The following is a 26,431-nucleotide window of genomic DNA, read 5'->3' on the forward strand; positions in this document are numbered from 1 at the left end:
TTGCTCATGACTATCTTGTAGAGAAAGGAATTTTGAAGAAATGATTGAATATAAAAATGTCAGTAAATCATATGGAAATCAAGACATTATTAAACAATTGGATTTGAAAATTGAAGACGGTGCCTTTCTGACGATTGTAGGGACTTCTGGCTCAGGCAAAACGACATTGTTAAAGATGATAAATGGTTTGGTCAAGCCGAATCAAGGGCAAATCCTTATCAATGGTCAAGATGTGCAGGACACGGATTTGATTGAATTGCGGCGAAACATCGGTTATTCTATTCAGGGAAACGGCTTGTTTCCGCATTTGACAGTTGCTGAAAATATTGCTTACGTCTTAAATTTGCAAAAGAAAAGTCAAGCAGACATTGACCGGATTGTAGATAAAAAATTAGCTATGCTAGGCTTGGAAAATGATTTGAAAAATCGTTATCCGTCTGCTCTTTCTGGTGGACAGGCTCAACGAGTGGGGATCGCACGTGCATTAGCTGCAACGCCTAATATTTTGCTAATGGATGAGCCGTTTGGAGCAGTGGATGCTATTACTCGCTATCAGTTACAGCGTGAATTAAAGTTACTGCATGAAGAAACCGGAATTACAGTTGTGTTTATCACACACGATATAGCAGAAGCTTTGAAACTAGGTACGAAAATCCTCGTTTTAGATAAGGGAGAAATCCAGCAATATGGCACGCCGCAGGAAATAAAAATGCAGCCTGCAAATGATTTTGTCAAAAAATTACTAGAATTAGCAAGCTAAGGAGAAGTTCTATGAATCAAAAATGAAAGCCATGGTGATTTATGAGCCTGGTGGTCCAGAAAAATTTGTTCTAGAAGAACGAGAAATCCCGAATGTAAAAGCAGGCTGGACTCTAGTCAAGATTAAAGTTTTTGGTATCAATCATTCAGAAATTGTCACTCGGAAAGGTCTATCTCCAACTGTTCAATTCCCTTGTATTTTAGGAATTGAGTGTGTAGGACAAGTAGTTGAAACGACAAGGAGAGATTTGCAAGAAGGACAAAAAATAGTCTCTATCATGGGGGAAATGGGACGTGCTTTTGACGGTTCTTATGCTGAATATGCTCTACTTCCAAATGAGCAGATTTATCCCGTAGATAGCCAATTACCTTGGTCTGAGTTAGCAGCAGTACCAGAGACCTATTATACCGCTTTTGGCTCTTTCAAAAATCTGCAGATAAAAGAAGGAGATTCAATCTTAGTCCGAGCTGCGACAAGTGGTGTTGGATTAGCTTTCTTAAAATTGGTAAAGGCGCAATTCCCACAGAATCGTGTAGTTGGCGTAGTTCGTTCTCTTGCTAAAAAAGATTTGCTTCAACATCAAGGTTTTGATGAAATTATTTTAAATGAAAGAGGAGTTTTGCAAACTGAGGAAAAGTTTGATAAAATCCTTGAATTAGTTGGTCCGGCTACTTTAAAAAATTCATTTGACCATATTCAAAGTGCAGGAATTATCTGTAATACTGGTCAATTAGGTGGCAAATGGTATGTAGAGGAGTTTGACCCAATCGTAGAAATAAAAAATAATAGTTTTTTGACGAGTTTTTATTCAGGCAATGTGAGCCAGCAGCTTTTTGATGAACTTTTTAGCTATATTGATGTTTACCAGATAAATGTATCTCCTCAACGAATCTTTTCGTTAGAGCAAATCCTAGCAGCCCATTCTTATATCGAAAGTCAAGTGGGATTTGGTAAAATGGTCGTCTTAAATGATTAACTAGAAAAATTAAAAGTGTGCAAATTGCATGCTTTTTTGAATTGACATACAGTATATCTATGCTTATAATGAAAATTAGAAAATTCTATAAATGAGGCGATACAGATGAAAAAAGAATTGGGATTTTATTAGTAGCGAGTTTGCTTCTTTTGACAGCTTGTGGGGAAAAGAAAACGAATGTGGAAACGAAACAAGAAGGAAAAGCAGCATCTGCAAAAGTTGCGTCCTCTGAGCAAGCAAAGAAAAAAGCAAAAGTTCATTATAATGGTTCTTACTATAGTGTAAAAGGAAAATACGATGAAATTGTCATCGCAAATAAACATTATCCATTATCTTCAGATTACAATCCTGGTGAAAATCCTACTGCTAAAGCAAAATTGCTGGAGTTGATTGCTGCTATGCAGCGCGAAGGCTATCCTATCAGTCATCAATATAGCGGTTTCCGTAGTTACCAAACGCAGGTTACTCTTTATCAAAATTATGTCAATCAAGACGGGAAAGAAGCAGCAGATCGTTATTCTGCTCGACCTGGCTATAGTGAACACCAAACAGGCTTGGCTTTTGACTTGATTGGCACAGACGGAAATTTAGTAACAGAAGAAAAGGCGAGTCGATGGCTTTTGAAACATGCAGCCGAATATGGTTTTGTCGTGCGCTATCTAACTGGGAAAGAAGACAAAACTGGATATATGCCAGAGCAATGGCATCTGCGTTATGTTGGGAAAGAAGCAAAAGCGATTGCGGATTCAGGACTATCTTTAGAAGAATATTACGGTTTTGCTGGGGGAGATTATAAGGATTAAAGTTGAACACAAGGAGACAATGCACATGAAGATTTATACAATGACCCCTACTATTGATGTCGTGGAAACACCTGTTGAAGAAACTAGTCGTATCATCCGTCACCTTCACTTAGGAGAAGGAAAAATGATTCCTGAACACAAGGCTGATGTTTTGGTGACTGTTGTTTGTCTAGAAGGAAAGGTTGATTTTACAGCATCTGGTCAAACCGTTCAACTTGTTCCCGGAAGTTTTTTAACCATGGAACCCAATGAACTTCATAGTTTATATGGTGTGAAAGATAACCATGTATTGGTTATTCAGCAATTAAAATACTGAATGTGAAAAAAGGTAAAACTTGGAAGTCATACTGTCGTAGATTCCAAGTTTTTTTGATTATATAAAAAAACCTTTCCCAAAATTGGAAAAGGCTTATTATCAACATTCTTTGTAATGTAAATACGATTTTTATTTGAGACCGTATTTTTTGTTGAAACGATCCACACGTCCATCTGCTTGAGTGAATTTTTGACGTCCAGTATAGAATGGATGTGAGTCTGATGAAATTTCCACACGGATCAAAGGATAAGTGTTTCCATCTTCCCATTCAACAGTTTCGCTAGAATACTTAGTAGAACCACTAAGGAATTTGTAGCCAGTTGAAGTATCCATAAAGACAACAGGACGGTATTCAGGATGAATATCTTTTCTCATTTTTAAAAATTTCCTTTCTGCCATGGTCTCTCTGCGAGCCATAGATTCGTTACTTTGATAGTTTACCAAATTCTAGCGGATTTGACAAGCCTTTTCTACCAAATTATTTTCTTTTTGCCAATTCTTTCAATTCTTGATAAACTTCTTCGATTTCTTCTTTGGAGTAAGCATTGGCACCACTGGCAAGAGGATGACCGCCTCCGTCGTGTTTTTTAGCTACTTCATTAATCGGGATAAATTTACTCCGCAACCGAACGCGATAATTGCCATTTTCTTGCTCAACAAAAATTCCCCATAATTCAACGCTGTCAATACGCCCCGGAGCTGAAACGATAGCAGAAGTGTCAGCATCTGTTAAATGATTGGCTTTGAGAAGTTCCTGAGTTAAAATGACACGAGCTGCACCATTTTCATCGACTTCTAAATGGTCATAAACATAGCCTTGAAGTTTAGCGATTTGATAGCTGAAAGAGTCCATTTTTCGAGCTAAAGCAGCAAAATCAAAGGGATACTCGCGAAGTTTACTTGCGACAGCCATTGTGCGGGCAGTTGTGGCAGGATATAGGAAACGTCCTGTATCACCGACAATTCCAGCATAAAGCAATTTAGCAGAATAATCATCTAGTTTCAGTTTATTTTCCAATGCAAAGAGAGCAATTAATTCACTAGCACTACTAGAGCTAGTATCCACCCAAGAAATGTCTCCGTAAATGTCATCGTTTGGATGATGATCGATTTTGATGAGAAAATCTCCTTTGTTGTACCGTTCGTCATCAATCCGAGCAGTATTTGCTGTATCACAAACAATCACTAAAGCATGTTTGTAATCATCGTCTGAAACATCATCCATTTTGGCCAGCCAAGCAAGAGTTGGTTCAGTTTTTCCTGCTGCTTTAATCTTTTTCTCTGGAAAATTGACTTGAAGTAATTTTTTTAAACCGACTTGACTTCCTAATGCATCGGGATCGGGCCGCATGTGACGATGGATGATGATTGTATCATATTCTTTAATTTTATGTAAAATTTGTTTGAAAATTTCCATATTCTAACCTCCACTCTACCTTCTATTTATTGTATCATAAGGTAGCTATTTTAAAAAGTAAAAGTGAGGAGCAACCAAACTTCAAGAGATTTCAAGTGCAACTATTTGTTCAATATGTTATAATAAATTGATAGAATTTTTTGGAGGAAATTATGGCGTTAGCAAAAATTGTATTTGCGAGTATGACAGGAAATACAGAAGAAATTGCAGATATTGTAGCTGATAAATTAAAAGAACGTGGTTTAGAAGTAGATATTGATGAATGCACAACGGTTGATGCAGAGGAATTTCTAGAAGCAGATATCGCAATCATTGCTTCTTACACATATGGTGACGGAGAGTTGCCTGATGAAATTGTTGATTTTTATGAAGATTTAGCTAGTCTTGACTTGACCGGAAAGATTTATGGTGTTGTCGGATCGGGCGATACATTCTATGATGAGTTTTGTAAGGCCGTAGATGACTTTGATCGTGCTTTTGCGGCAACAGGTGCTGAAAAAGGTGCTGAAAATGTCAAAGTCGATCTATCAGCAGAAGATGAAGATATTGAAAATCTGGAGAAATTCGCTGAAGCATTAGCCGAAAAAGTACGGTAATCATGTAAGAAGGCTGGGAAATTTTCCTAGTTTTTTTTAGCTTAATTTATTATATTTTAGGCATATATTCTGACATTTCTAATATAGAATAGTATAATAAGAGAAGAGAATTTGTATCAATGGGAGGAATGAGATGACGAAAGAACGAGATTATGCCTTTGGATTTCATGACGATGTGAAGCCTTTGTTCTCGACAGGCAAAGGTTTAACAGAAGAGGTTGTTCGTGAAATTTCTGAAATTAAAAATGAGCCGCAATGGATGTTGGATTATCGCTTGCGTTCTTTAGAGTTGTTCCATAAATTGCCCATGCCTGATTTTGGACCAGATTTATCCGGCATACGATTTGATGATATTGTCTATTATCAAAAATTAAGTGGGGATCGGGCTAGAAGTTGGGATGAAGTGCCAGATGAAATAAAGAAAACCTTTGAGCGTCTGGGGATTCCTGAAGCAGAGCGTCAATTTTTGTCAGGGGCTGTTGCTCAGTATGAATCTGAAGTAGTCTATCACAATATGAAAGAAGAATTTGCCAAGCAGGGCATCATCTTTACCGATACTGACACGGCAGTACAAGAATATCCGGATTTGGTCAAAAAATACTTTGGAACAGTCATTTCTAATGCAGAGCACAAGTTTTCCGCTTTGAACAGTGCTGTTTGGTCAGGTGGCACATTTATCTATGTTCCTAAAAATGTTCAATGTCAGGTGCCGGTTCAGACATACTTTCGTATCAATGGAGAGAATGCCGGTCAATTTGAACGCTCGCTCATTATCGTAGAAGAGGGTGGCTCTATTCAATACATTGAGGGCTGCACAGCGCCGACTTATACGACCAATAGTCTTCATGCTGCAAATGTAGAAATTATTGTTAAAAAGGATGCTTTCTTCCGCTATACAACGATTCAAAACTGGTCGGACAATGTTTATAATCTGGTGACCGAGCGTGGAACGGTTGAAGAAGGCGGTACTCTGGAATGGATTGACGGAAATCTAGGCAGCAAGGTTAATATGAAATACCCTTGCAGCATTTTGAATGGTCGTAATGCAAGAACTTCGGTCCTTTCTATGTCCTTTGCTAATTATGGTCAGCATTTGGATGCAGGCTGTAAAGTTTATCACAATGCGCCAAAGACTTCTAGCACATTGATTTCCAAGTCTGTTGCCAAAGACGGAGGTAAGACAGATTACCGCGGTCAAGTCCGTTTTGGCAAGAACAGTGCTGGTTCAAAGTCTCACATTGAGTGCGACACGATTCTTATGGATGGTGAATCCAGCTCAGATACCATTCCGTTTAATGAAATTCACAATTCAAATGTTGCACTTGAACACGAAGCTAAGGTTTCTAAGGTTTCAGAAGACCAGCTTTATTACCTTATGAGCCGCGGTATTAGCGAAGAAGAAGCAACTGCCATGATTATCAATGGCTTTATGGAGCCAATTACCAAAGAGCTCCCAATGGAGTACGCAGTTGAGCTCAACCAGCTCATCAACATGAGTATGGAAGGTTCTGTAGGATAAAAATAAAAACAGTCGTGAGGCTGTTTTTTTGTGCTCCTAATTGAAATAAGAGAAAGAAAAAAGCACCGAATCGGTGCTCACTTTTCAAGTTGGATACGGACAAAGCCTTATTTTAACTTGCTGTGCTGTTTCGAATGGTTCCAAAACCGTTCTGAACGCAAGCAACTTGCTAAAGAGGTTTTACAGCTGTGCTGTTTCGAATGGTTCCAAAACAAAATAAAGTTGTATACGACAAATACCAAGGTTTTAGAGCTGTGCTGTTTCGAATGGTTCCAAAACCATCATGAGACAGTTACCTAAAGCTATTAGGTTTTAGAGCTGTGCTGTTTCGAATGGTTCCAAAACACAATACACTTTAATCATAGGACTTGCAAAATTTTTCAATCGTGCTATAATACTTTTTAGAGACATATCGCTGACTGGAATCTTTTAGAGAGCGCGTGGAGCTGAAAATCGCGCAGAGGAAGGCAGTTGAGACTACTCTGTTAGCTTTTATGCAAACATAAAACGGTGGCTACGTTAGAGCCAATCAGAGGTGTCAACAAACTTTTTTGTTGTACATGAATGAAGGTGGAACCACGTTGCGACGTCCTTTTCGGGATGTCGTTTTTTTTATTTTGTTGAAGGGAGAAAAAGTTATGCTCTATATGATTGGCGGATCACCCTGCAGCGGGAAATCAACGCTCGCTTCCCTTCTTGCTCGGAAGTACGATTTGCTTCATATCAAGCTGGATGATTTGGTAGACGAGATGATGAGTCAAGCAAGTGTAGACTCACGACCGATTTGCCTTCTTAGACAGGACAGAAATCCGGAACAAATCTGGATGAGAAATCCAGAAGAGATGGCAGATGAAGAATGGCGCTTTTATGAAGAGATTTTTCCTTATGTGAAATCTTGCTTGATAAAAGATCAAGACAAAGCCCTCTTGGTGGAGGGAGCAGGGCTTCTGCCTCACCTGATAAAAAGTCTTGAAGAACCAGCGGTTTCCTATCTATGCTTGACTCCGACAGCTGATTTTCAGAAAAAGCATTATAAACAGAGAGAATGGGTTCCTTATGTCTTAGAGGGAACATCCAATCCTGAGCAAGCTTTTGAAAACTGGATGCAGCGGGACATTCTGTTTGCCCAAATGGTGCGGAAGGAAGCTCAGAAATTAGGCTATCCCAGTCTCATGACAGATGGTAGTCGATCGGAAAAGGAGACTGCTGAAAAGATTGCCAGGCTCTTAAAATTGCCCAATACAAATAAAATAGATATTAAAGGAGAAAACTATGATTAAGATTACTTTCCCAGATGGCGCTGTTCATGAATACGAAAGTGGCAGCACAACTTTTGATATTGCTCAGTCTATCAGCAATTCCTTGGCAAAGAAAGCCTTGGCTGGTAAATTCAACGGCAAACTCATCGATACCACTCGTCCTATCACAGAAGACGGTAGCATCGAAATTGTGACACCTGACCATGAAGATGCTCTTCCTATTTTGCGCCATTCGGCTGCTCATCTCTTTGCCCAAGCTGCTCGTCGTCTCTTCCCAGACATTCACTTGGGTGTCGGTCCAGCTATTCAGGACGGATTTTACTATGATACAGACAATACCGCAGGACAAATTTCCAACGAAGATCTTCCTCGTATCGAAGAAGAAATGAAGAAGATTGTCAAGGAGAATTTCCCGTCAATTCGCGAAGAAGTGACAAAAGATCAAGCGCGAGAAATTTTCAAGAATGATCCTTACAAGTTGGAATTGATTGAGGAGCATTCAGAAGATGAAGGTGGTTTGACAATCTACCGTCAAGGTGAATATGTGGATCTCTGTCGTGGACCTCATGTCCCGTCAACTGGACGTATTCAAATTTTCCATTTGTTAAATGTAGCGGGTGCTTACTGGCGTGGAAATAGCGATAATGCTATGATGCAACGGATTTATGGTACAGCTTGGTTTGATAAGAAAGATTTGAAAAACTATCTTCAAATGCGTGAAGAAGCGAAGGAACGTGACCACCGTAAGCTCGGTAAAGAGTTGGATCTTTTCATGATTTCTCCTGAAGTTGGGCAAGGTCTTCCATTCTGGCTTCCAGATGGTGCGACTATTCGTCGTATCGTAGAGCGCTATATTACAGACCGCGAAGTCAATGACGGCTACCAACACGTGTATACGCCACCGCTTGCAAGTGTGGATTTATACAAAACTTCTGGTCACTGGGAACATTACCAAGAAGATATGTTCCCGCCAATGGATATGGGAGACGGTGAACAATTTGTTCTTCGTCCGATGAATTGCCCACACCATATTGAGGTTTATAAAAACCATGTTCATTCTTATCGTGAGTTACCTATTCGTATTGCGGAACTTGGTATGATGCATCGCTTTGAAAAATCAGGTGCACTTTCAGGACTCCAACGTGTTCGTGAAATGACCCTAAACGATTCTCACTTATTTGTCATGCCAGAGCAAATTCAAGAAGAATTTAAACATGTGCTGGATTTGATGATTGACGTTTACAAAGACTTTAATATCACAGATTATCGTTTCCGTCTGTCTTATCGTGACCCGAATGACAAACATAAATATTTTGATAATGATGAAATGTGGGAAAATGCTCAACGCATGTTAAAAGGAGCAATGGATGACTTAGGTTTGGACTACTTTGAGGCAGAAGGCGAAGCTGCTTTCTACGGTCCTAAATTGGATGTCCAAGTAAAAACGGCTCTTGGGAATGAAGAAACCCTTTCCACTATTCAATTGGACTTCTTGCTACCAGAACGTTTCGACCTTCATTATGTCGGAGCAGACGGTGAAGAGCATCGTCCAGTCATGATTCACCGTGGTATTGTATCTACTATGGAACGCTTTATTGCTTACTTGATTGAAACATACAAAGGTGCTTTCCCAACTTGGCTTGCTCCTCATCAAGTGACGGTTATTCCGATTTCTAATGAAGCACATGCTGACTATGCTTGGAAAGTGGCGAAAGAACTGCGCAATCGTGGTGTCCGCGTGGATGTTGATGAACGCAATGAGAAAATGCAATACAAGATTCGTCAAAGTCAAACCCATAAAGTTCCTTACCAATTGATTGTAGGGGACAAGGAACAAGCAGACGGTACAGTAAATGTTCGTCGTTATGGTAGCAAACAAACGCATACAGAAACAGTTGCAGAATTTGTAGACCATATTTTGGCTGATATTGCTAGAAAATCACGCTCAGATGATAGTGAAAACTAAGCTAGAAAAGATGTATATTAAAAACTCTATCTCTAATTGGGAAAATCCCTTTTAGAAATAGAGTTTTTTCATTTTATCATTGCCAAGCGTCATAATCAAAGGTTTGTAAAATCGTATCGGTCATTTCTTCAGGTGTTTCTTTAACTCCACTTGAAATCCAAAGTGAGATAATGCCCTCTACACTAGATAGAAAAACTTCAAGCGCATATTTTTCAGAAATGGTGAAATTTTCTTTTAAAAAGTATTCGGTTTGAAGTCTGTGCTGTTCGTTCGTTAAAATGCTAAGCATAAACTCACGGATTGTTTCACGGAAATTGAGGTAATGACTTTGAGAAACGGCATAAATCAGGTCATGGTTTTGTTGGAGATAGCTTAGATTGGCAATGAGTAGGTCGCGCGTGTTTGTCGTTTCTTCAAAATTTTTGCGCAATTGGGCGATAATTTCTCCTTTTAGCGTTTCGATTAAATCGTATTTATCAAGATAGTGAAGGTAAAAAGTTCCACGATTGATACCTGCCCGCTGGCAGAGTTTACTAACGGAAATTGTTTCAAATTTTTCTTCTAACAAGAGTTGAATGAGAGTTTCTCTGATGTGTTGTTTAGTTGATGTTTGCCGATTTTGCATCATAATACTCCTTAAATGAACACTCTGTTGATGATTGATGATTGCCTTTATGTTAAGTCTATTTTATAATAAAGATAGGATCTAATCAACAGCTTGTTTATTTAATTGGACATGGAAACTGAAAGAGGAAAAGACGATGGCTTATATTGAAATGAAGCATAGTTACAAACGATATCAAATGGGAGACACAGAAATTATTGCCAACAATGATATCTCTTTTGACATCGAAAAAGGAGAATTGGTCATCATTCTTGGAGCTTCTGGTGCTGGAAAATCGACGATTCTGAACATTCTTGGTGGAATGGATAGTAATGACGAGGGAGATGTCCTGATTGATGGGCAAAATATAGCGCATTACAACGCTTATCAACTGACAGACTATCGGAGAAATGATGTTGGTTTCGTCTTTCAATTTTATAATTTAGTTCCTAATCTGACGGCGTTAGAAAATGTTGAGCTGGCTTCGGAAATTGTTCAAGATGCACAGGATGCAGCAGAGGCGTTAGCAGCAGTTGGTTTGGGAAATCGGCTGCATAATTTTCCTGCTCAATTATCTGGCGGCGAGCAGCAACGGGTTTCCATTGCGCGTGCCGTGGCAAAAAATCCTAAAATTTTGCTTTGTGATGAACCAACAGGTGCGCTAGATTATAAAACAGGTAAGCAAGTACTGCAAATCCTTCAAGATATGTCGCGCAAGCAAGGTGCGACAGTGATTATCGTGACTCACAATGGTGCGTTAGCTCCGATTGCAGACCGCGTGATTCGTATGCATGATGCACGGATTCAGTCCGTGTGTTTGTATGAACATCCTCAAGATATCGCAAGTCTAGAGTATTAGTGAGGAGTGGTGATATGAAAAAATCCATTCTAAATAAGGATATCTGGCTCTCTTTTCGTCAGTCCAAAGGACGCTTTCTGTCCATTATGTTTTTGATGATGTTAGGTTCTTTTGCGCTAGTAGGACTGAAAGCAGCCAGTCCAGACATTGAAAATTCAGCCAATCGTTATCTTTCACAGATGAAAATGATGGATTTGGCAGTGATGTCAGACTATGGTGTTAGCAAAGCTGACCAAAAAGAACTGAATACAATCCCAAATGCACAGGTAGAATATGGTTATTTTACAGATACGGTGATTGGCGATAGTTCAACTTCTGTTCGAGTTTTTTCTCAGACAACTAATATTTCTAAGTTCAAGCTTGTCTCAGGTCATTTTCCAACCAAGGAAAATCAAGTGGCTTTGGCTAGTTTTTATCAAGGAAAATACAAGATTGGCGATAGCATTACTTTAAACGAGGAAGGAACCAATGAGTATGCTTTGAAGCAGCATACCTTTACGGTGACGGGATTCGTCAATTCAAGTGAATTGGCTTCGACGATTTCTCTTGGCAATTCTAACTCAGGGAGTGGGACCTTATCTGCTTATGCAGTGGTGATGCCAAAAACATTTCAAAGTTCAGTCTATACAGTTGCTCGTTTGAAGTATGACGATTTAAAAACACTTAATTCTTTTGGAGATTCCTATCGAAAAAAGGTAAAACAGTATGAAAATGAGCTGGAAAAGCTAGTGCTGATAATGGGGAAAATCGTTTATCAGAGATAAAAAAACAAGCACAGACAAAAATTGCGGAAGGCGAAGCAAAAATTCGAACTTCTCAACAAGTATTGGCAGATGTCAGACAGCAACTAAGGACTGCGCAGGACCAAATTGATCAAAAAAGAGCAGATTTAGAGGCTGCTCAAGGTCAGATAACTGAAAAAGAAAGCTTGCTGGCGCAAGGAGCTGCTCAAATTGCACAGGCTGAACAAACTTTAGCAAGCTCAAAAGCAAAATTGGATACAGCCACTGCTCAACTTTCTTCAGGTTGGGCACAATTGAACCAAATGAAAACCCAATTAGATCAGGCAGCTAGTCAGTTGTCTGCTGCAAAAGAAAATGTAACAAATACTCAAGCTACATTAGCCATAGCGCAGGCGGAATTGGAAAAAGGTCAAGTTCAATTAGCAGCAGCTAAAGTGGATTTGCAGACCAAAATAGCTGCGCTACAAGCACAAGGAATTGATCCAGCAACAGTGCCTGAAATTGTGGCAGCACAAACTCAACTAGCACAAGAAGAAGCAAAATTAAATCTTGTCCGTACAGAACTGGAGCAAAAGCAGGCTGAATTTCAAACTGGACTGTCGCAGTACAAAAGCCAAGAAGCGCTTTATCAAGCAGGACTTGCCCAATACCAATCTGCAGCTGAGGCATTGAATGCGAAACAAGCTGAATATGATGCAGGCTTGGCTCAATATCAAAGTGGTCAGGCAACCTTAAAAAATAAACAAGCTGACTACCAAGCAGGTCAAGTCCGATTAGCACAAGCAAAACAACAAATCGCAGACGGTCAGGCACAATTGGACCAAGCTCAGGCAACATTGAACGATAAAAAAACTGAATACGAAAAGCAAAAGAAAGATGCTGAAACAAAAATAAAAAATGGGCAAGCAGACATTCAAAAGGCAAAAGATGAAGTAGCTGGTTTGTCTGTACCAACCTACCGTGTGTATACACGTCGGACATTTCCAGGAGCTGACGAGTACACAACAACGGGGAATCGTGCTTATGGCATCTCAGCTGTAGGGAATGCTTTCCCGATTGTACTGTATCTGGTAGCTGCCCTTGTAACGGTAACGACAATGACGCGTTTTGTCAGCGAAGAACGCACAAATGCAGGTGTTTTAAAAGCTTTGGGTTATCGGAACCAAGATGTCGTTAAGAAATTTGTCGTCTATGGCTTGGTTTCAAGTTTGTTAGGTACAGTAATGGGAAGTTTGTTAGGTACTTATTTCTTACCCTACATCTTAGGGAAAACGATTTTTAAGACATCAACTTATCCAGCTTTGCGATTAAACTTTTATTGGGAAATCAGTCTCATTGCTCTCGTGTGCTCGGTCTTGTGTGGCGTTGTACCAGCCCTTTATATTGCTCACAAAGAATTGAAAGAAAAACCATCTCAATTATTGTTGCCCAAGGCACCTACCAAAGGCTCAAAAATCTTGCTAGAGCGGATTGACTTCATCTGGCGTCGGCTTAGCTTTACGCAAAAAGTGACGGCTCGAAATATCTTTCGTTACAAGCAAAGAATGCTGATGACCATTTTTGGTGTGGCAGGCTCCGTCGCCCTCTTATTTGCCGGTTTGGGGATGTCTTCTTCCATGGAAGGTATGGGAAATCGGCAGTATGGAGAAATTATCAAATACGATGCGGTCATTTCGCAAAAACATCATCTCAAATCAGACGAGCAAGCAGCAATCAATCATTTATTAGCAGATAAAAAAATAGCTAAAAAACGCGGTATTTATCAAGAAACATTTACCAAAAAAATCAAGGGTGCTAAAGATGAACAGTCTCTCGCGTTATTTGTGACAACAGGCAAGGATTTTCATCATTTCATAGAGTTATATGATAGTCAAAGCAAAGCGAGCTTGAACTTGTCTTCGCATGGAGCGGTCATTTCTCAGAAATTAGCAACCATTATGCATGTTTCTGTTGGAGATACTTTTGAGGTGACATCCGATGAAGGAAAACGCTATAAAATCAAAGTTTCTGGTATCACTGAAATGTACGCAGGGCATTTTATCTTTATGAATCAGGACTATTATCAAACGGTATTTGCTCGTAAGTTCCAAGAAAATGCTTATCTGATAAAATTGAAAGATTCCTCTAGCAAAAATGTGCAGGATACCGCAGCAGCCTTCATGAAATTAACTGGTGTGCGAGCAGTCGTACAAAATACGGGGATTTTGGAACAAATTGATGTCATTGTCAAATCTCTTGGCTTTGTAATGCAGATTTTAACTGTTGCCTCTATTTTACTAGCCATTGTGATTCTTTATAATTTGATGAATTTTAAAGTTGAAGAGCGGATTCGAGAATTATCAACGATTAAAGTATTGGGATTTCATAATAAAGAAGTCACGCTTTACATTTATCGAGAGACCATTCTTTTGTCTGTTATTGGTATTATTGTAGGCTTGTTTTTAGGAAATATTTTACATCGCTCCCTTTTAGAGACGATTGCCCCAGACGCCTTTCTTCTCAATCCGGCAGTATCGGTGTTTGTATATCTTGTACCAGTCTTTTCTATCATCATGATTTTGATTGTCTTAGGCTTTATGGTCAATGCAATATTGAGGCGTATTGACATGTTGGAAGCGTTGAAGTCGGTAGATTGATGAGGCAGTAAAACTTTCACTCAAACTTGGGAGTGGAAGTTTTTTCTTGGTTTGTTATAATATTTTATAAAGGACAGATGAAACGGTACAATGAAACGAAAAATTGCTTTATTATCAGATATTCATGGAAATGTAACGGCATTAGAAGCTGTTTTGGCGGACGCTAAAAAGGAACAGGTGACCGATTACTGGTTTTTGGGAGATTTATTGGCACCGGGAACGGGTCGAAGGAAGATTCTCGACTTAATGGCTACTTTACCAATCAGTCTCCAAGTGCGGGGAAATTGGGAGGATAGCATTTGGAATGCCCTTCATGGGAAATTAGATATCAGTCGCCCTAGTCATTTATATATGGTTTGTTTATGCCAGTATCTTTTGGAAGAAGTCACACCTGAAGAACTGAACCGATTGTATGAATTGCCTTTGCAGCTTTTGACAAAAGTTGGCGATTTAGAAATTGCTGTGACTCATCATTTGCCAGATAAAAATTGGGGACGAGAGTTGATTCATATTGGTCAACAAGAGAATTTTGATCGTCTGTTTGAAGGTAACAATTGTGCCATTGCCATTTATGGTCATATTCATCAGCAATTTCTTCGTTATGCGACGGGGGGACAGATGATTATCAATCCGGGATCTATCGGTCAGCCGTTTTTTCTAGATGCTTGTTTGCGAAAGGATCTGCGAGCTCAGTATGCTATTTTAAAAATTGATGAACAGGGATTAGCAGATGTCGATTTTCGACGAGTGGCTTATGATGTAAATAAAGAACTGGAAATGGCGAGAATATTGAAGTTGCCTTATTATGAAGTGTATTACGAAAGTTTAGTCAATGGAATTCATCATACGCATAATCATGATTTACTTCGGGCGATTAGTGAGCGAGAAGATTATGTTGCACATCTCAAGGAGTTTTTAAGAAGTAACACTTGAAGTTACAACATAAATAAAGTATACTAGTAATAGAATCAGCAAATGAAAGGAGTTTTACATGCAAATTTCGAGTCGTTTCACCATTGCCACGCACATGCTGACTGTTATAGCACTAGAATGTCAAGAACATAAGGTAACTAGTGATTTTTTAGCTGATAGCGTTGGAGTAAATCCTGTCATTATTCGCAAGACATTATCACAGTTGAAAAGCGCAGGCTTGATTTCCGTTGCGCGTGGAACGGGCGGAGCTATCATCAGGAAAGATTTAAAAGACATTACCCTTTTAGATGTCTATCAAGCAGTAGAAAGTCTAGGCAAATCTGGGCAACTCTTTAGCTTTCATGAACATCCCAATCCGTCTTGTCCCATTGGCAGAAATATTCATTTCGTTTTAGATGATAAATTATCAGAAATTCAAGTAGCAATGGAAAAAGAACTGAGTAAAACCAGCCTTGCAGATGTCGTTGCATCTGCCCAAGAAAAGATAAAAAAACAATCCATTTCGTAAGAAATGGATTGTTTTTTGGAGAAAAAGAGGATCTAAAAATAACAGTTGATTTCATAATCAAGAAAAACTTGCTGATAATCATAGAGGTCTTCCGGATGTAGAGCTTGCACATTTTCCATTTCATAAGAACGTTTTAGTAATTTATATTTATTTTCACCGAATTGATGAAAAGGTAAGAGTTGTACTTGGTCAATAGATAATTTTTTAAATAAAATAGCAAATTGTTCGGCATCTTCTAGAGAGTCATTAAAGCTAGGGATAACAGGAATACGCAGGACAATGGTTTTTTGTTGCGAAAAAGCATAATGAATATTTTTGATAATTAGTTCATTTTTGACCCCTGTGACTTTGCGGTGATTGATGGTGTTGTAATGTTTTAAGTCAGTATAGATAAAATCTACATACTGGAGCAAATCAACGAATTTGTTATGATCTACAAAGGCTGTCGTTTCAATCGCTGTATGGATACCTTTTTCTTTGGCAGCTTTAAGGATTGCTTTGGCAAATTCAAACTGAGCAAAGATTTCTCCACCAGACAAAGTCAGGCCCCCACCTGATTCTTCATAAAATTCTCTATCTTTGAGAACTTCTTTGATAATCTCTTCAACGCTTTTTTCCTCTCCCATGGTGATAGTCTTTTTGCTAGAAGCGTCTAACATGGGCTCAGGTTTAAATTTCTGAGATTCTGGATTGGCACACCAAGGACAGCGTAAGGGACAGCCTTTTAGAAAAACAGTTGTCCGAATTCCTGGTCCGTCGTGAATACTAAAATGTTGAATATTAAAGATGATTCCTTTTTCTGCACTCATGATGTACACTCTTTTCTTGCTTATTTTCTTTTATTATATCAAACAAACGAAAGAAAAACAATTACGAATGAAACTATTTTTTATTTTATTTATTCCTTAAATTCTGTTAAAATAAAGAATGAGGTGAATAAGATGGAACGTTTAGATGAAATCGTTAAGCTCGTTTCGGAGTTTGAAAAAATTGATGTTAATACTTTATCTGATAAATTAAAAGTCTCTAAAGTAACGATTCGGAAAGATTTGGATAAGCTGGAAATGAAAGGCTTGCTTCATCGGGAGCACGGTTATGCGGTCTTAAATAGTGGTGATGACTTGAATGTCCGGCTTTCTTTTCATTATGATACCAAGCGAAAGATAGCACAAGAAGCGGCAAAAATTGTTGCAGACAATGAAACGATTATCATTGAATCTGGTTCAACTTGTGCTCTGTTAGCTGAAGAAATCTGTCGTACTAAGAAGAACGTGAAAATTATTACAAATTCTTATTTTATCGCAGACTATGTGAGAAAAGTAGATTCTTGCAAGATTATCTTGCTAGGCGGTGAATTTCAGAACGATTCGCAAGTTACGGTCGGTCCTTTACTTAAGGAAATGATTCAATTTTTCCATGTAGAACATGCTTTTGTAGGGACTGATGGCTATGATGAAGAGCTTGGTTTTACAGGTAAGGATTTAATGCGTAGCGAAGTGGTGCAATATATGTCGGAAGCATCTGATAAAATGATTGTGTTAACAGATTCGAGTAAATTTGATAAAAGAGGGACTGTCAAGCGCTTTGGTTTGAAACAGGTTTCGCAGGTGGTAACCGATCAAGCTATTCCGACAGCCGCGGTTCAACGCTTAAAAGCAGCCAATATCAAATTGACTCTAGTCTGATAAGTAGAGGGAGATAAGATGAAAAGTGAAAGAAAAAGGCTATTAGCTAAGATTGCTTATCTTTATTATGTAGAGGAGAAAAGTCAGGCAGAAATTGCAGCAGAGACAGGGATTTATCGGACAACTGTGAGTCGTATGCTGGCTGAAGCTAAAAAGGAAGGCATTGTCAAAATCGAGATTGAAGCCTTTGATACGCGTTTGTTTCATTTAGAAAATGTAGTGAAAGAGAAGTATGGGTTAAAAGGACTTGAAATCGTAGCAAATCAAGTGGATGATTCACCTTCTGATTTGGAGCAGCGGTTAGCTCAATCAGCGGCAGGAATGCTTCGGGGGATGATTGATGACAATGCTAAAGTTGGATTTTCATGGGGAAAGAGTCTTAGTCTCTTGGTAGAACACTCGGGCAGTCGGCACTTGAATAATGTGCATTTTTTTCCATTGGCTGGCGGACCTAGCCATATTCATGCTCGTTATCATGTTAATACCCTCATTTACAGTATGGCTAATAAATACCATGGGGATTGTCGCTTTATGAATGCGACGATTATACAGGAAGACGAGAGCTTAGCAAAAGGAATTTTATCTTCTAAATATTTTGAGGACTTAAAAAGAAGTTGGCAAGAACTAGATGTGGTTGTTGTTGGTATTGGCGGACAAGTGGATGAAAAGAATCGGCAGTGGTTGGATATGCTGACGGCTGAAGATTTTCGTACAGTGGAAAATGAAGGAGCTGTCGGAGAAATTTGTTGCCGCTTTTTTGATGAAAATGGTGAGTTGGTTGATGAACAGTTGCAAAATCGAACAGTTGCTATTTCTTTAGATTATTTAAAAACAGTTCCTCACAGTCTGGCTTTCGCCTATGGTCGTCAAAAAGCTGCCGCTATTTTGGCGGTTTTACGTGCTGGGTATGTCAACCATTTAGTTACAGATGAAGCAACTATTTTAAAAGTGTTGGAATTGGATAATAGTGCAGTTAATTAGTAGTTTATAAAAGTTCTCCTTTTCCTCATTATTTCATTTTCAAAAGGTCAAGAATAATGATTCTGACCCTTTTTATTTTACTTGATAAGCACAAATGTGCGATAAATATAAAAAAAGAGAATTTGTTCAGTGATATATTGACGGAATAAGAGAAAGATGATAAATTTGAGTTACAAACAAAAATAAAACGCTTTCAAATAAAAGAAAGATATATTTTGTAAATAAAAATAGGAGTAACGTTAAATATGGAAGTGATTGTAGCTGATCAAATCATTATGGGGTTAATCTTGCATGCTGGGGATGCCAAACAGCATATTTACCAAGCTTTGTCATTAGCAAAAAATGGTGAGTTTGAAAAGTGTAATGAATATCTAGAATTGGCAGATCAGGCATTATTAGAAGCTCATAATCTTCAAACGGAGTTTTTGGCACAGGAAGCGGGGGGAACAAAGACAGAAATTACAGCTTTGTTTGTCCACTCTCAGGATCATTTGATGACCAGTATTACAGAAATTAATCTTATCAAGGAAATCATTGACTTGAGAAAAGAATTACAAGTGAAAAAATAAATCATCAGGAGGATGAAGATATGATTAAAATTGGGTTGTTTTGTGCAGCAGGTTTTTCAACAGGAATGTTGGTCAATAATATGAAAATAGCTGCGAAAGAAGCTGATTTAGAGGTTGAGATTGATGCTTATTCTCAGGCCAAGTTAGCAGATTATGCACCAAACTTGGATGTTGCTTTGTTAGGACCACAAGTAGCTTATACTTTGGATAAGTCAGCTGCCATTTGCGAAGAGAACCATATTCCAATTGCGGTCATTCCAATGGCGGACTATGGCATGCTAGATGGTAAAAAAGTATTGAATCTCGCTTTGGGGCTTTTGGAACAAAAACAAGGAGCTTAGTTATGGCTAAAATAGATACTCAAAAAATTATTGCGCCGATTATGAAATTTGTCAATATGCGCGGTATTATTGCCTTAAAGGATGGTATGTTGGCAATTCTGCCCTTGACAGTTGTTGGAAGTATCTTTCTGATTGTAGGACAGTTACCATTTGAAGGCCTCAATCAGGCGATTGCAGGCATTTTTGGAAAAAATTGGACCGAGCCGTTTATGCAGGTTTACTCAGGAACTTTTGCGATTATGGGTTTGATTTCCTGTTTCTCCATAGGATATTCTTATGCTAAAAATAGTGGTGTAGAGCCGTTGCCGGCAGGTGTGTTATCTGTGTCTTCTTTCTTCATTCTTTTAAAATCTTCTTATATTCCAGAAAAAGGTGAAGAAATTACAGACGCAATTGCCAAGATTTGGTTTGGCGGTCAGGGGATTATTGGAGCCATTATTATTGGTTTGGTTGTCGGTAGTATCTATACCATGTTTATTCAAAAACATATTGTTATTAAGATGCCAGAGCAAGTTCCTCAAGCGATCGCCAAGCAATTTGAGGCTATGATTCCAGCTTTTGTGATATTCTTCCTTTCCATGGTAGTCTATATTCTTGCTAAAATGCTGACAAAGGGTGGTACTTTTATCGAAATGATTTACGGTGTGATTCAAGTACCGCTACAAGGATTGACTGGTTCCCTTTACGGTGCAATCGGTATTGCCTTTTTCATCTCTTTCCTATGGTGGTTTGGTGTACACGGACAATCTGTTGTCAATGGTGTAGTGACCGCTCTCTTACTTTCAAATCTGGATGCTAATAAAGCCTTGCTTGCTGCTGGAAAGTTATCTGTTGGAAAAGGTGCTCACATTGTCACTCAGCAATTCTTGGATAGTTTCCTTATTTTGTCTGGTTCTGGTATTACTTTTGGTTTGGTGGTAGCCATGCTCTTTGCAGCTAAGTCTAAACAATACAAAGCACTAGGAAAGGTTGCTGCTTTTCCAGCAATCTTTAATGTCAATGAACCAGTTGTGTTTGGGTTTCCAATTGTTATGAATCCCGTCATGTTCTTGCCTTTTATTCTTGTACCTGTTTTAGCGGCTGTAATTGTTTATGGTTCTATAGCAATTGGCTTTATGCAGCCATTTTCAGGGGTGACCTTGCCATGGAGTACACCAGCTATTATTTCTGGTTTCTTAGTAGCAGGATGGCAGGGTGCTCTCATCCAAGTTGTCATTTTAGCTATGTCCACTCTCATCTATTTCCCATTCTTTAAATTCCAAGACAATCTTGCTTACAGTAATGAACTGAAAGCGGAAGGATAAACTACATTGTATCACTGTAAAGAAATTATTTTAATGTTGATTGAGCACAAATGTGCAAAAAATCTTTAATTTGATAATTGATTATAAATGATTGAATTTTTGCATCTTGCGTGCTACAATAGTTACGAAAGAAATAAAAATAATTTCATAAGAAAGGTTGTGCTGTGATGACTAATGTAAAAGAAATAGAAAAAACGACTATACAAACAAGTTATTTTGGTAGTTTAACGGACCGAATGAACAAGTATCGGGAAGATGTGCTGGACAAGAAACCTTATATTGATGCTGAACGTGCTGTTCTTGCAACAAGAGCTTATCAAGAGCATAAAGAAAAGCCAAATGTTCTGAAGCGTGCTTATATGCTTAAGGAAATTTTGGAAAATATGACGCTTTATATTGAAGATGAGACCATGATTGTTGGAAATCAGGCTTCATCTAATAAAGATGCACCTATTTTCCCAGAGTATACTTTAGAATTTGTACTCAATGAATTAGATCTTTTTGAAAAGCGCGACGGTGATGTTTTCTATATTACAGAGGAAACCAAAGAACAAATCCGGAGCATCGCTCCCTTCTGGGAAAACAATAACCTCCGTGCTAGAGCTGGGGCTTTACTTCCAGAAGAAGTTCAGGTTTATATGGAAACTGGCTTCTTTGGCATGGAAGGAAAGATGAACTCTGGTGATGCTCACTTGGCAGTCAACTATCAAAAATTGCTTCAATATGGTTTGAAAGGTTTTGAAGAAAAAGCTCGGGCAGCTAAGGAGGCCTTGGATTTGACAGATCCGGCTAGTATTGATAAATATCATTTCTATGATTCAATTTTCATTGTAGTGGATGCTGTGAAAGCTTATGCGGATCGTTTTGTCAAATTAGCTCAAGATATGGCAGAGTCTGCAAGCCCAGAGCGCCGTCAGGAATTATTGGAAATTGCTCGAATTTGCTCCAAAGTGCCTTACGAACCAGCGGAAACGTTTGCTGAAGCTATTCAGTCTGTCTGGTTTATCCAGTGTATTTTACAGATTGAGTCTAATGGTCACTCCCTCTCTTATGGGCGCTTTGACCAATACATGTATCCTTATGTTAAGTCGGACTTGGAAGCTGGTCGCGAGACGGAAGAAAGCATTGTCGAACGCTTAACCAATCTTTGGATTAAGACGATTACGATCAATAAAGTACGCAGTCAGGCTCATACTTTCTCATCTGCTGGTAGTCCTTTGTATCAAAATGTGACAATTGGTGGACAAACACGTGATAAAAAAGATGCTGTAAATCCCCTTTCATATCTGGTTTTGAGATCTGTTGCACAGACGCATTTGCCACAGCCGAACTTAACAGTTCGCTACCATGCTGGTCTAGATGCTCGTTTTATGAACGAATGCATAGAAGTTATGAAACTAGGTTTTGGAATGCCTGCTTTCAATAATGACGAGATTATTATTCCGTCCTTTATTGCCAAAGGCGTTTTGGAAGAAGATGCATACGACTACAGTGCTATCGGCTGTGTGGAGACAGCTGTGCCAGGTAAATGGGGTTATCGTTGCACGGGAATGAGCTATATGAATTTTCCTAAGGTGCTTCTCATCACTATGAACGATGGAATTGATCCCGCATCTGGCAAGCGTTTTGCACCAAGCTTTGGTCATTTTAAAGACATGAAGAGCTTTGCTGAGTTGCAAACGGCTTGGGACAAGACTTTGCGCCACTTGACTCGTATGAGTGTCATCGTGGAAAATTCTATCGACCTGTCTCTTGAAAGAGAAGTGCCGGATATCCTCTGCTCAGCTTTGACAGATGATTGTATCGGACGCGGTAAGCATTTGAAAGAGGGGGGAGCTGTCTATGACTATATTTCTGGTCTCCAAGTCGGTATTGCCAATCTATCAGACTCACTAGCAGCAATCAAGAAGCTAGTCTTTGAAGAAGGAAAACTGACTCCAGCTGAACTCTGGCATGCGCTTGAAACGGACTATGCAGGTGAGCGTGGCAAGGAAATTCAAGAGATGTTGATTCATGATGCACCGAAATATGGTAATGATGATGATTATGCGGATAAGCTGGTGACTGATGCTTACGATATTTATGTGGATGAAATCGCTAAATATCCAAATACCCGTTATGGACGCGGTCCAATTGGCGGTATCCGCTACTCAGGAACATCTTCTATTTCAGCCAATGTTGGTCAAGGTCGCGGTACTTTGGCGACACCAGATGGCCGCAATGCAGGGACACCGCTCGCTGAAGGCTGTTCTCCATCTCACAATATGGACAAGAATGGTCCGACTTCTGTATTGAAATCTGTTTCTAAATTGCCGACAGATGAAATCGTTGGGGGGGTTCTGCTCAATCAAAAAGTGAATCCTCAGACCTTGTCTAAGGAAGAAGATAAAATTAAATTGATTGCTTTACTTCGTACGTTCTTTAACCGTTTGCACGGTTATCATATTCAATACAATGTTGTTTCTAGAGAAACCTTGATTGATGCGCAAAAGCATCCTGAAAAACACCGTGATTTGATTGTGCGTGTTGCAGGATATTCGGCATTCTTCAATGTACTCTCAAAAGCAACACAAGATGATATTATCGGACGTACAGAACACACATTATAAAAGAGGTCCAGTTTATGGAATTCATGCTTGATACATTAAATGTAGAAGAAATAAAAAAATGGTCGCAAGTTCTCCCCTTGGCAGGAGTGACTTCTAACCCGACCATCGCTAAAAAAGAGGGAGAGATTGATTTCTTTAAACGTATCCAAGAAGTTAGAGAAATTATTGAGGAAGCTCCTTCCATTCATATTCAGGTTGTTGCCAAAGATTATCAGGGAATTTTAAAAGATGCAGCTGAAATTCGCAAACAGTGTAGTGGAAATGTGTTTGTCAAAGTACCTGTAACCCCTGAAGGTTTAGCCGCTATAAAAGTTTTAAAAGCAGAAGGTTACAAGATTACGGCAACTGCTATTTATACCATTTTCCAAGGTTTATTAGCCATTCAAGCAGGCGCAGATTATTTAGCTCCTTATTATAACCGTATGGAAAATTTGAACATTGATTCAGATGTAGTTATTGGCCAATTGGCAGATGCGATTGCGAAAGAAGGTTCATCTAGCAAAATTTTAGCAGCTTCCTTTAAAAATGTAGGACAAGTCAACAAGGCTTTTGCTGATGGTGCCCATGCTATTACAGCAGGTGCGGATGTCTTTGAAGCAGCTTTTGCTATGCCGTCTATTTCAAAGGCAGTAAATGATTTTGCAGCAGATTGGTCATTCATTCATGGTAAAAAGTACATCTAATCTCCATTTTTGCGTAGGAAGAGGTATTTTATGAGAACTTTTGCAAGCCCTTCTCGCTATATTCAAGGTGAAGATGCCTTATTTGAAAATGTAAAACAGATTTTGAACTTAGGAAACCATCCAGTTTTGCTTTGTGACAACACTGTTTATCAAATTGTAGGAAAGAAGTTCCAATCCTGTCTTACTCGCTATGGACTTCATGTATTGCATGTCAGTTTTAATGGTGAAGCTTCGGATAATGAAATCAATCGGGTAGCTGCTTTAGCTGAAAAAGATGGAGCAGATCTAGTGATTGGTCTTGGTGGTGGAAAAACAATTGACAGTGCTAAGGCAATTGCAGATTTATTGGGAAATCCCGTCGTGATTGCACCGACTATTGCTTCGACAGATGCACCAACATCAGCTCTTTCAGTAATTTATACCGAGGAAGGAGCATTTGAAAAATATATTTTGTACACCAAGAACCCAGATCTTGTTCTAGTAGATTCAAAGGTCATTGCTCAAGCTCCAAAGCGCTTGTTGGCTTCTGGAATTGCAGATGGTTTAGCGACTTGGGTTGAAGCGCGTGCGGTTATGCAGGCAAATGGAGAGACCATGCTGGGACAAAGACAGACTTTAGCAGGCGCAGCTATTGCTCAAAAATGTGAAGAAACTCTTTTTGCAGATGGTTTACAAGCACTGGCTGCTTGTGAGGCGCAGGTGGTAACACCAGCTCTTGAGCATATCATTGAGGCTAATACGCTTCTCAGCGGTGTTGGTTTTGAAAGTGGTGGATTGGCTGCTGCTCATGCCATTCACAATGGATTTACAGCTCTGACTGGTGATATTCATCATCTGACTCATGGAGAAAAAGTAGCTTATGGAACGCTAACACAGCTCTTTCTTGAAAACCGTCCAAAAGAGGAGTTGGAAAAATATATTCGTTTCTATCAGAAAATTGGTATGCCCACGACCTTGGCAGAAATGTATTTAGAAAATGCCAGCTATGATGATTTGCTCAAGGTTGGTAAGCAAGCTACTATTGAAGGTGAAACCATTCATCAGATGCCGTTTAAGATTTCAGCATCTGATATTGCAGGTGCTATCCTAGCAGTCGATCGTTATGTAAACTCCTTATAAAAATAAAAAGAAACAAGTCCGATTAGATTGGACTTGTTTTTCGTGTAGTGATAGCTAAAAGTTTTAATCAGAAATAATAAACGCCTGATGCACATTGAAAATGTTATAATGATAATAAATGTGAGAAATAAATGCAAACTAGTGGAGTACAGATTGAGTAAAAAATTAGAAGATATGAGTTTAGAAGAATTATGGCAGTTGTTTCCCATATTTCTTGTAAAACATAATAAAGAATGGGCGGATTGGTATGATGAGGAAGCAACTGCTATTTTGTCCCTGATACCAGCTAAATATATAGTAAGAATATTTCATATTGGTAGTACTGCGGTTCAAAATATATGGGCAAAGAATATAGTAGATATATTACTTGAGGTTCGATTAGCAGAAGAACTAGAAATAGTGAAAAATATTCTTGTTGAAAATAATTGGCTATGCATGAGTCAAAGTACACGACGAATCTCATTAAATAAAGGATACACGGAGCAAGGTTTTGCAGAAAAAGTCTTTCATCTTCACATTAGAGTTGTCGGAGATAACGATGAACTGTACTTCAGAGATTACTTACGTGAGAATCATAATGTAGCGAAAGAATATGAGCATTTAAAGCTGAACTTATGGAAGAAATTTGAACATGATAGAGACGGCTACACTGATGCAAAGTGTAAGTTTATTAAACGATATACTAAAATTGCAAAAGAAAAATTTATAGGAAGATATTAAAATAGGTACGAGCGCTGTGATCGTGCTTTTTTACTTGCTTGAAATGTGGTAAAATGGATGTAACTAAAATATGAAACGAGTATAAAATGGCGAAAAAATCAAACGCAAATATTGGATTTGAAAAAGAGGTAGTGTATGCGATTTATATTGAAAATTATCTTATTCCCGATTAGTCTTATCTTATCAATTTTAACAACTTTTCTGACATTCTTGCTTGGCATAGGAACGGCGTTGTTGTATATCGTTATGATGTTGCATATTTGGAACATTAGCTTCTTTCAATCAAGGAAAAGTCGGAATAGGTATATCAGGATTGATTATCGGCTTCCTATTTAGTCCTTATGGGCTTCCGATGATAGGAGAAACAGTGATAGCGTTTATCAAATTAATAAATGATAAGATTAGGGCGATATAGATAAATTTGAATTTGGAGGGGGATAATCAAGGTGAATGAAATTAATGAATATGTTCGCGATAGTTTTTCTAAATCCGGCGATATTGTCATAAAATCTATGATGGGCGGAT

At 38.7% G+C, this 26,431-nt stretch carries 24 protein-coding genes and 3 pseudogenes; 23 read left to right on the plus strand and 4 right to left on the minus strand.

What is annotated here, in order from left to right; genetic code table 11:
* The first annotated feature begins 40 nt into the window (after positions 1-40).
* From HMPREF2887_RS02115 to HMPREF2887_RS02130, 4 genes are all read left to right on the plus strand, one after another.
* Entirely contained in the window at positions 41-760 is a 720-nt protein-coding gene (locus tag HMPREF2887_RS02115; RefSeq protein WP_021001893.1) for an ATP-binding cassette domain-containing protein, read from the plus strand.
* 22 nt (positions 761-782) lie between these two features.
* Positions 783-1,736, plus strand: coding sequence for an alcohol dehydrogenase catalytic domain-containing protein (locus HMPREF2887_RS02120; RefSeq protein ID WP_021001892.1), 954 nt, complete (start codon positions 783-785; stop codon positions 1,734-1,736).
* 140 nt (positions 1,737-1,876) lie between these two features.
* Positions 1,877-2,539, plus strand: a complete 663-nt coding sequence (gene ldcB, locus HMPREF2887_RS02125; protein ID WP_315940895.1) for an LD-carboxypeptidase LdcB/DacB — start codon at positions 1,877-1,879, stop codon at positions 2,537-2,539.
* A gap of 25 nt (positions 2,540-2,564) precedes the next feature.
* Entirely contained in the window at positions 2,565-2,855 is a 291-nt protein-coding gene (locus HMPREF2887_RS02130; RefSeq protein WP_057489726.1) for an AraC family ligand binding domain-containing protein, read from the plus strand.
* 129 nt (positions 2,856-2,984) lie between these two features.
* On the opposite strand, the gene HMPREF2887_RS02135 is transcribed toward HMPREF2887_RS02130, so the two are convergent.
* Positions 2,985-3,230 carry a type B 50S ribosomal protein L31 gene (locus HMPREF2887_RS02135; protein ID WP_003023866.1) on the minus strand — a complete coding sequence of 82 codons (246 nt, stop codon included), beginning with the start codon at positions 3,228-3,230 and terminating at the stop codon, positions 2,985-2,987.
* 103 nt (positions 3,231-3,333) lie between these two features.
* Entirely contained in the window at positions 3,334-4,272 is a 939-nt protein-coding gene (locus HMPREF2887_RS02140) for a DHH family phosphoesterase (RefSeq protein ID WP_021001890.1), read from the minus strand.
* Positions 4,273-4,424: 152 nt separating this feature from the next.
* Here HMPREF2887_RS02140 and HMPREF2887_RS02145 point away from each other — a divergent pair, with 152 nt between their 5' ends.
* The 4 genes from HMPREF2887_RS02145 to thrS all read left to right on the plus strand — a co-directional run bounded on the left by HMPREF2887_RS02145 (position 4,425) and on the right by thrS (position 9,612).
* A complete protein-coding gene (locus HMPREF2887_RS02145) occupies positions 4,425-4,868 on the plus strand; it encodes a flavodoxin (RefSeq protein WP_021001889.1) in 444 nt (147 codons plus the stop codon).
* A 133-nt stretch (positions 4,869-5,001) separates the two neighbouring features.
* Positions 5,002-6,387 carry a Fe-S cluster assembly protein SufB gene (sufB, locus tag HMPREF2887_RS02150; protein WP_021001888.1) on the plus strand — a complete coding sequence of 462 codons (1,386 nt, stop codon included), beginning with the start codon at positions 5,002-5,004 and terminating at the stop codon, positions 6,385-6,387.
* Positions 6,388-7,025: 638 nt separating this feature from the next.
* Positions 7,026-7,667 carry an adenylate kinase family protein gene (locus HMPREF2887_RS02155; protein ID WP_021001887.1) on the plus strand — a complete coding sequence of 214 codons (642 nt, stop codon included), beginning with the start codon at positions 7,026-7,028 and terminating at the stop codon, positions 7,665-7,667.
* On the plus strand, positions 7,660-9,612 hold the full coding sequence (gene thrS / locus HMPREF2887_RS02160) for a threonine--tRNA ligase (RefSeq protein ID WP_021001886.1): 1,953 nt from the start codon (positions 7,660-7,662) through the stop codon (positions 9,610-9,612). The genes HMPREF2887_RS02155 and thrS overlap by 8 nt, the downstream gene beginning before the upstream one ends.
* Positions 9,613-9,688: 76 nt before the next feature.
* Here the strand turns inward: thrS and HMPREF2887_RS02165 are convergent, their stop codons facing one another.
* The gene (locus tag HMPREF2887_RS02165; RefSeq protein ID WP_081026664.1) at positions 9,689-10,240 is read right to left on the minus strand and encodes a TetR/AcrR family transcriptional regulator; all 552 of its coding nucleotides are present in this window, start codon (positions 10,238-10,240) and stop codon (positions 9,689-9,691) included.
* A gap of 133 nt (positions 10,241-10,373) precedes the next feature.
* Here HMPREF2887_RS02165 and HMPREF2887_RS02170 point away from each other — a divergent pair, with 133 nt between their 5' ends.
* From HMPREF2887_RS02170 to HMPREF2887_RS02185, 4 genes and pseudogenes are all read left to right on the plus strand, one after another.
* A complete protein-coding gene (locus HMPREF2887_RS02170; RefSeq protein ID WP_084740389.1) occupies positions 10,374-11,075 on the plus strand; it encodes an ABC transporter ATP-binding protein in 702 nt (233 codons plus the stop codon).
* Positions 11,076-11,089: 14 nt separating this feature from the next.
* Positions 11,090-14,454 (plus strand): annotated as a pseudogene (locus tag HMPREF2887_RS02175) (FtsX-like permease family protein).
* Between the two features lie 90 nt (positions 14,455-14,544).
* On the plus strand, positions 14,545-15,387 hold the full coding sequence (locus HMPREF2887_RS02180) for a metallophosphoesterase family protein (RefSeq protein ID WP_057489724.1): 843 nt from the start codon (positions 14,545-14,547) through the stop codon (positions 15,385-15,387).
* A 58-nt stretch (positions 15,388-15,445) separates the two neighbouring features.
* Positions 15,446-15,895 carry an Rrf2 family transcriptional regulator gene (locus tag HMPREF2887_RS02185; protein WP_021001882.1) on the plus strand — a complete coding sequence of 150 codons (450 nt, stop codon included), beginning with the start codon at positions 15,446-15,448 and terminating at the stop codon, positions 15,893-15,895.
* Positions 15,896-15,927: 32 nt separating this feature from the next.
* Here HMPREF2887_RS02185 and HMPREF2887_RS02190 read toward each other — a convergent pair whose 3' ends face one another.
* The gene (locus tag HMPREF2887_RS02190) at positions 15,928-16,704 is read right to left on the minus strand and encodes a glycyl-radical enzyme activating protein (protein WP_003023885.1); all 777 of its coding nucleotides are present in this window, start codon (positions 16,702-16,704) and stop codon (positions 15,928-15,930) included.
* Positions 16,705-16,836: 132 nt separating this feature from the next.
* Here HMPREF2887_RS02190 and HMPREF2887_RS02195 point away from each other — a divergent pair, with 132 nt between their 5' ends.
* The 11 genes and pseudogenes from HMPREF2887_RS02195 to HMPREF2887_RS10395 all read left to right on the plus strand — a co-directional run.
* Complete coding sequence (locus HMPREF2887_RS02195; RefSeq protein WP_003028982.1) at positions 16,837-17,580, plus strand: DeoR/GlpR family DNA-binding transcription regulator; 744 nt, start codon at positions 16,837-16,839, stop codon at positions 17,578-17,580.
* Positions 17,581-17,598: 18 nt separating this feature from the next.
* A complete protein-coding gene (locus tag HMPREF2887_RS02200; RefSeq protein ID WP_057489723.1) occupies positions 17,599-18,561 on the plus strand; it encodes a sugar-binding transcriptional regulator in 963 nt (320 codons plus the stop codon).
* Between the two features lie 245 nt (positions 18,562-18,806).
* Complete coding sequence (locus HMPREF2887_RS02205; protein ID WP_003023891.1) at positions 18,807-19,130, plus strand: PTS lactose/cellobiose transporter subunit IIA; 324 nt, start codon at positions 18,807-18,809, stop codon at positions 19,128-19,130.
* 20 nt (positions 19,131-19,150) lie between these two features.
* Complete coding sequence (locus HMPREF2887_RS02210; protein WP_021001880.1) at positions 19,151-19,471, plus strand: PTS sugar transporter subunit IIB; 321 nt, start codon at positions 19,151-19,153, stop codon at positions 19,469-19,471.
* Between the two features lie 2 nt (positions 19,472-19,473).
* Positions 19,474-20,775 (plus strand): PTS sugar transporter subunit IIC, encoded by a 1,302-nt coding sequence (locus tag HMPREF2887_RS02215; protein ID WP_003032486.1) that lies wholly within the window; start codon positions 19,474-19,476, stop codon positions 20,773-20,775.
* Between the two features lie 167 nt (positions 20,776-20,942).
* On the plus strand, positions 20,943-23,384 hold the full coding sequence (locus HMPREF2887_RS02220; RefSeq protein ID WP_021001879.1) for a glycyl radical protein: 2,442 nt from the start codon (positions 20,943-20,945) through the stop codon (positions 23,382-23,384).
* Between the two features lie 14 nt (positions 23,385-23,398).
* Positions 23,399-24,067, plus strand: a complete 669-nt coding sequence (locus tag HMPREF2887_RS02225) for a fructose-6-phosphate aldolase (RefSeq protein ID WP_021001878.1) — start codon at positions 23,399-23,401, stop codon at positions 24,065-24,067.
* A gap of 30 nt (positions 24,068-24,097) precedes the next feature.
* Complete coding sequence (locus tag HMPREF2887_RS02230; RefSeq protein WP_057489722.1) at positions 24,098-25,186, plus strand: glycerol dehydrogenase; 1,089 nt, start codon at positions 24,098-24,100, stop codon at positions 25,184-25,186.
* A 153-nt stretch (positions 25,187-25,339) separates the two neighbouring features.
* Positions 25,340-25,906, plus strand: coding sequence for a GrpB family protein (locus tag HMPREF2887_RS02235; protein ID WP_041784126.1), 567 nt, complete (start codon positions 25,340-25,342; stop codon positions 25,904-25,906).
* Between the two features lie 135 nt (positions 25,907-26,041).
* Positions 26,042-26,321, plus strand: a pseudogene (locus HMPREF2887_RS02240) (CD1845 family protein).
* Positions 26,322-26,352: 31 nt separating this feature from the next.
* Positions 26,353-26,431, plus strand: a pseudogene (locus tag HMPREF2887_RS10395) (competence protein TfoX); the annotation flags it as partial.

The sequence above is a fragment of the Streptococcus sp. HMSC071H03 genome (assembly GCF_001813035.1).
Taxonomy (GTDB): domain Bacteria; phylum Bacillota; class Bacilli; order Lactobacillales; family Streptococcaceae; genus Streptococcus; species Streptococcus anginosus.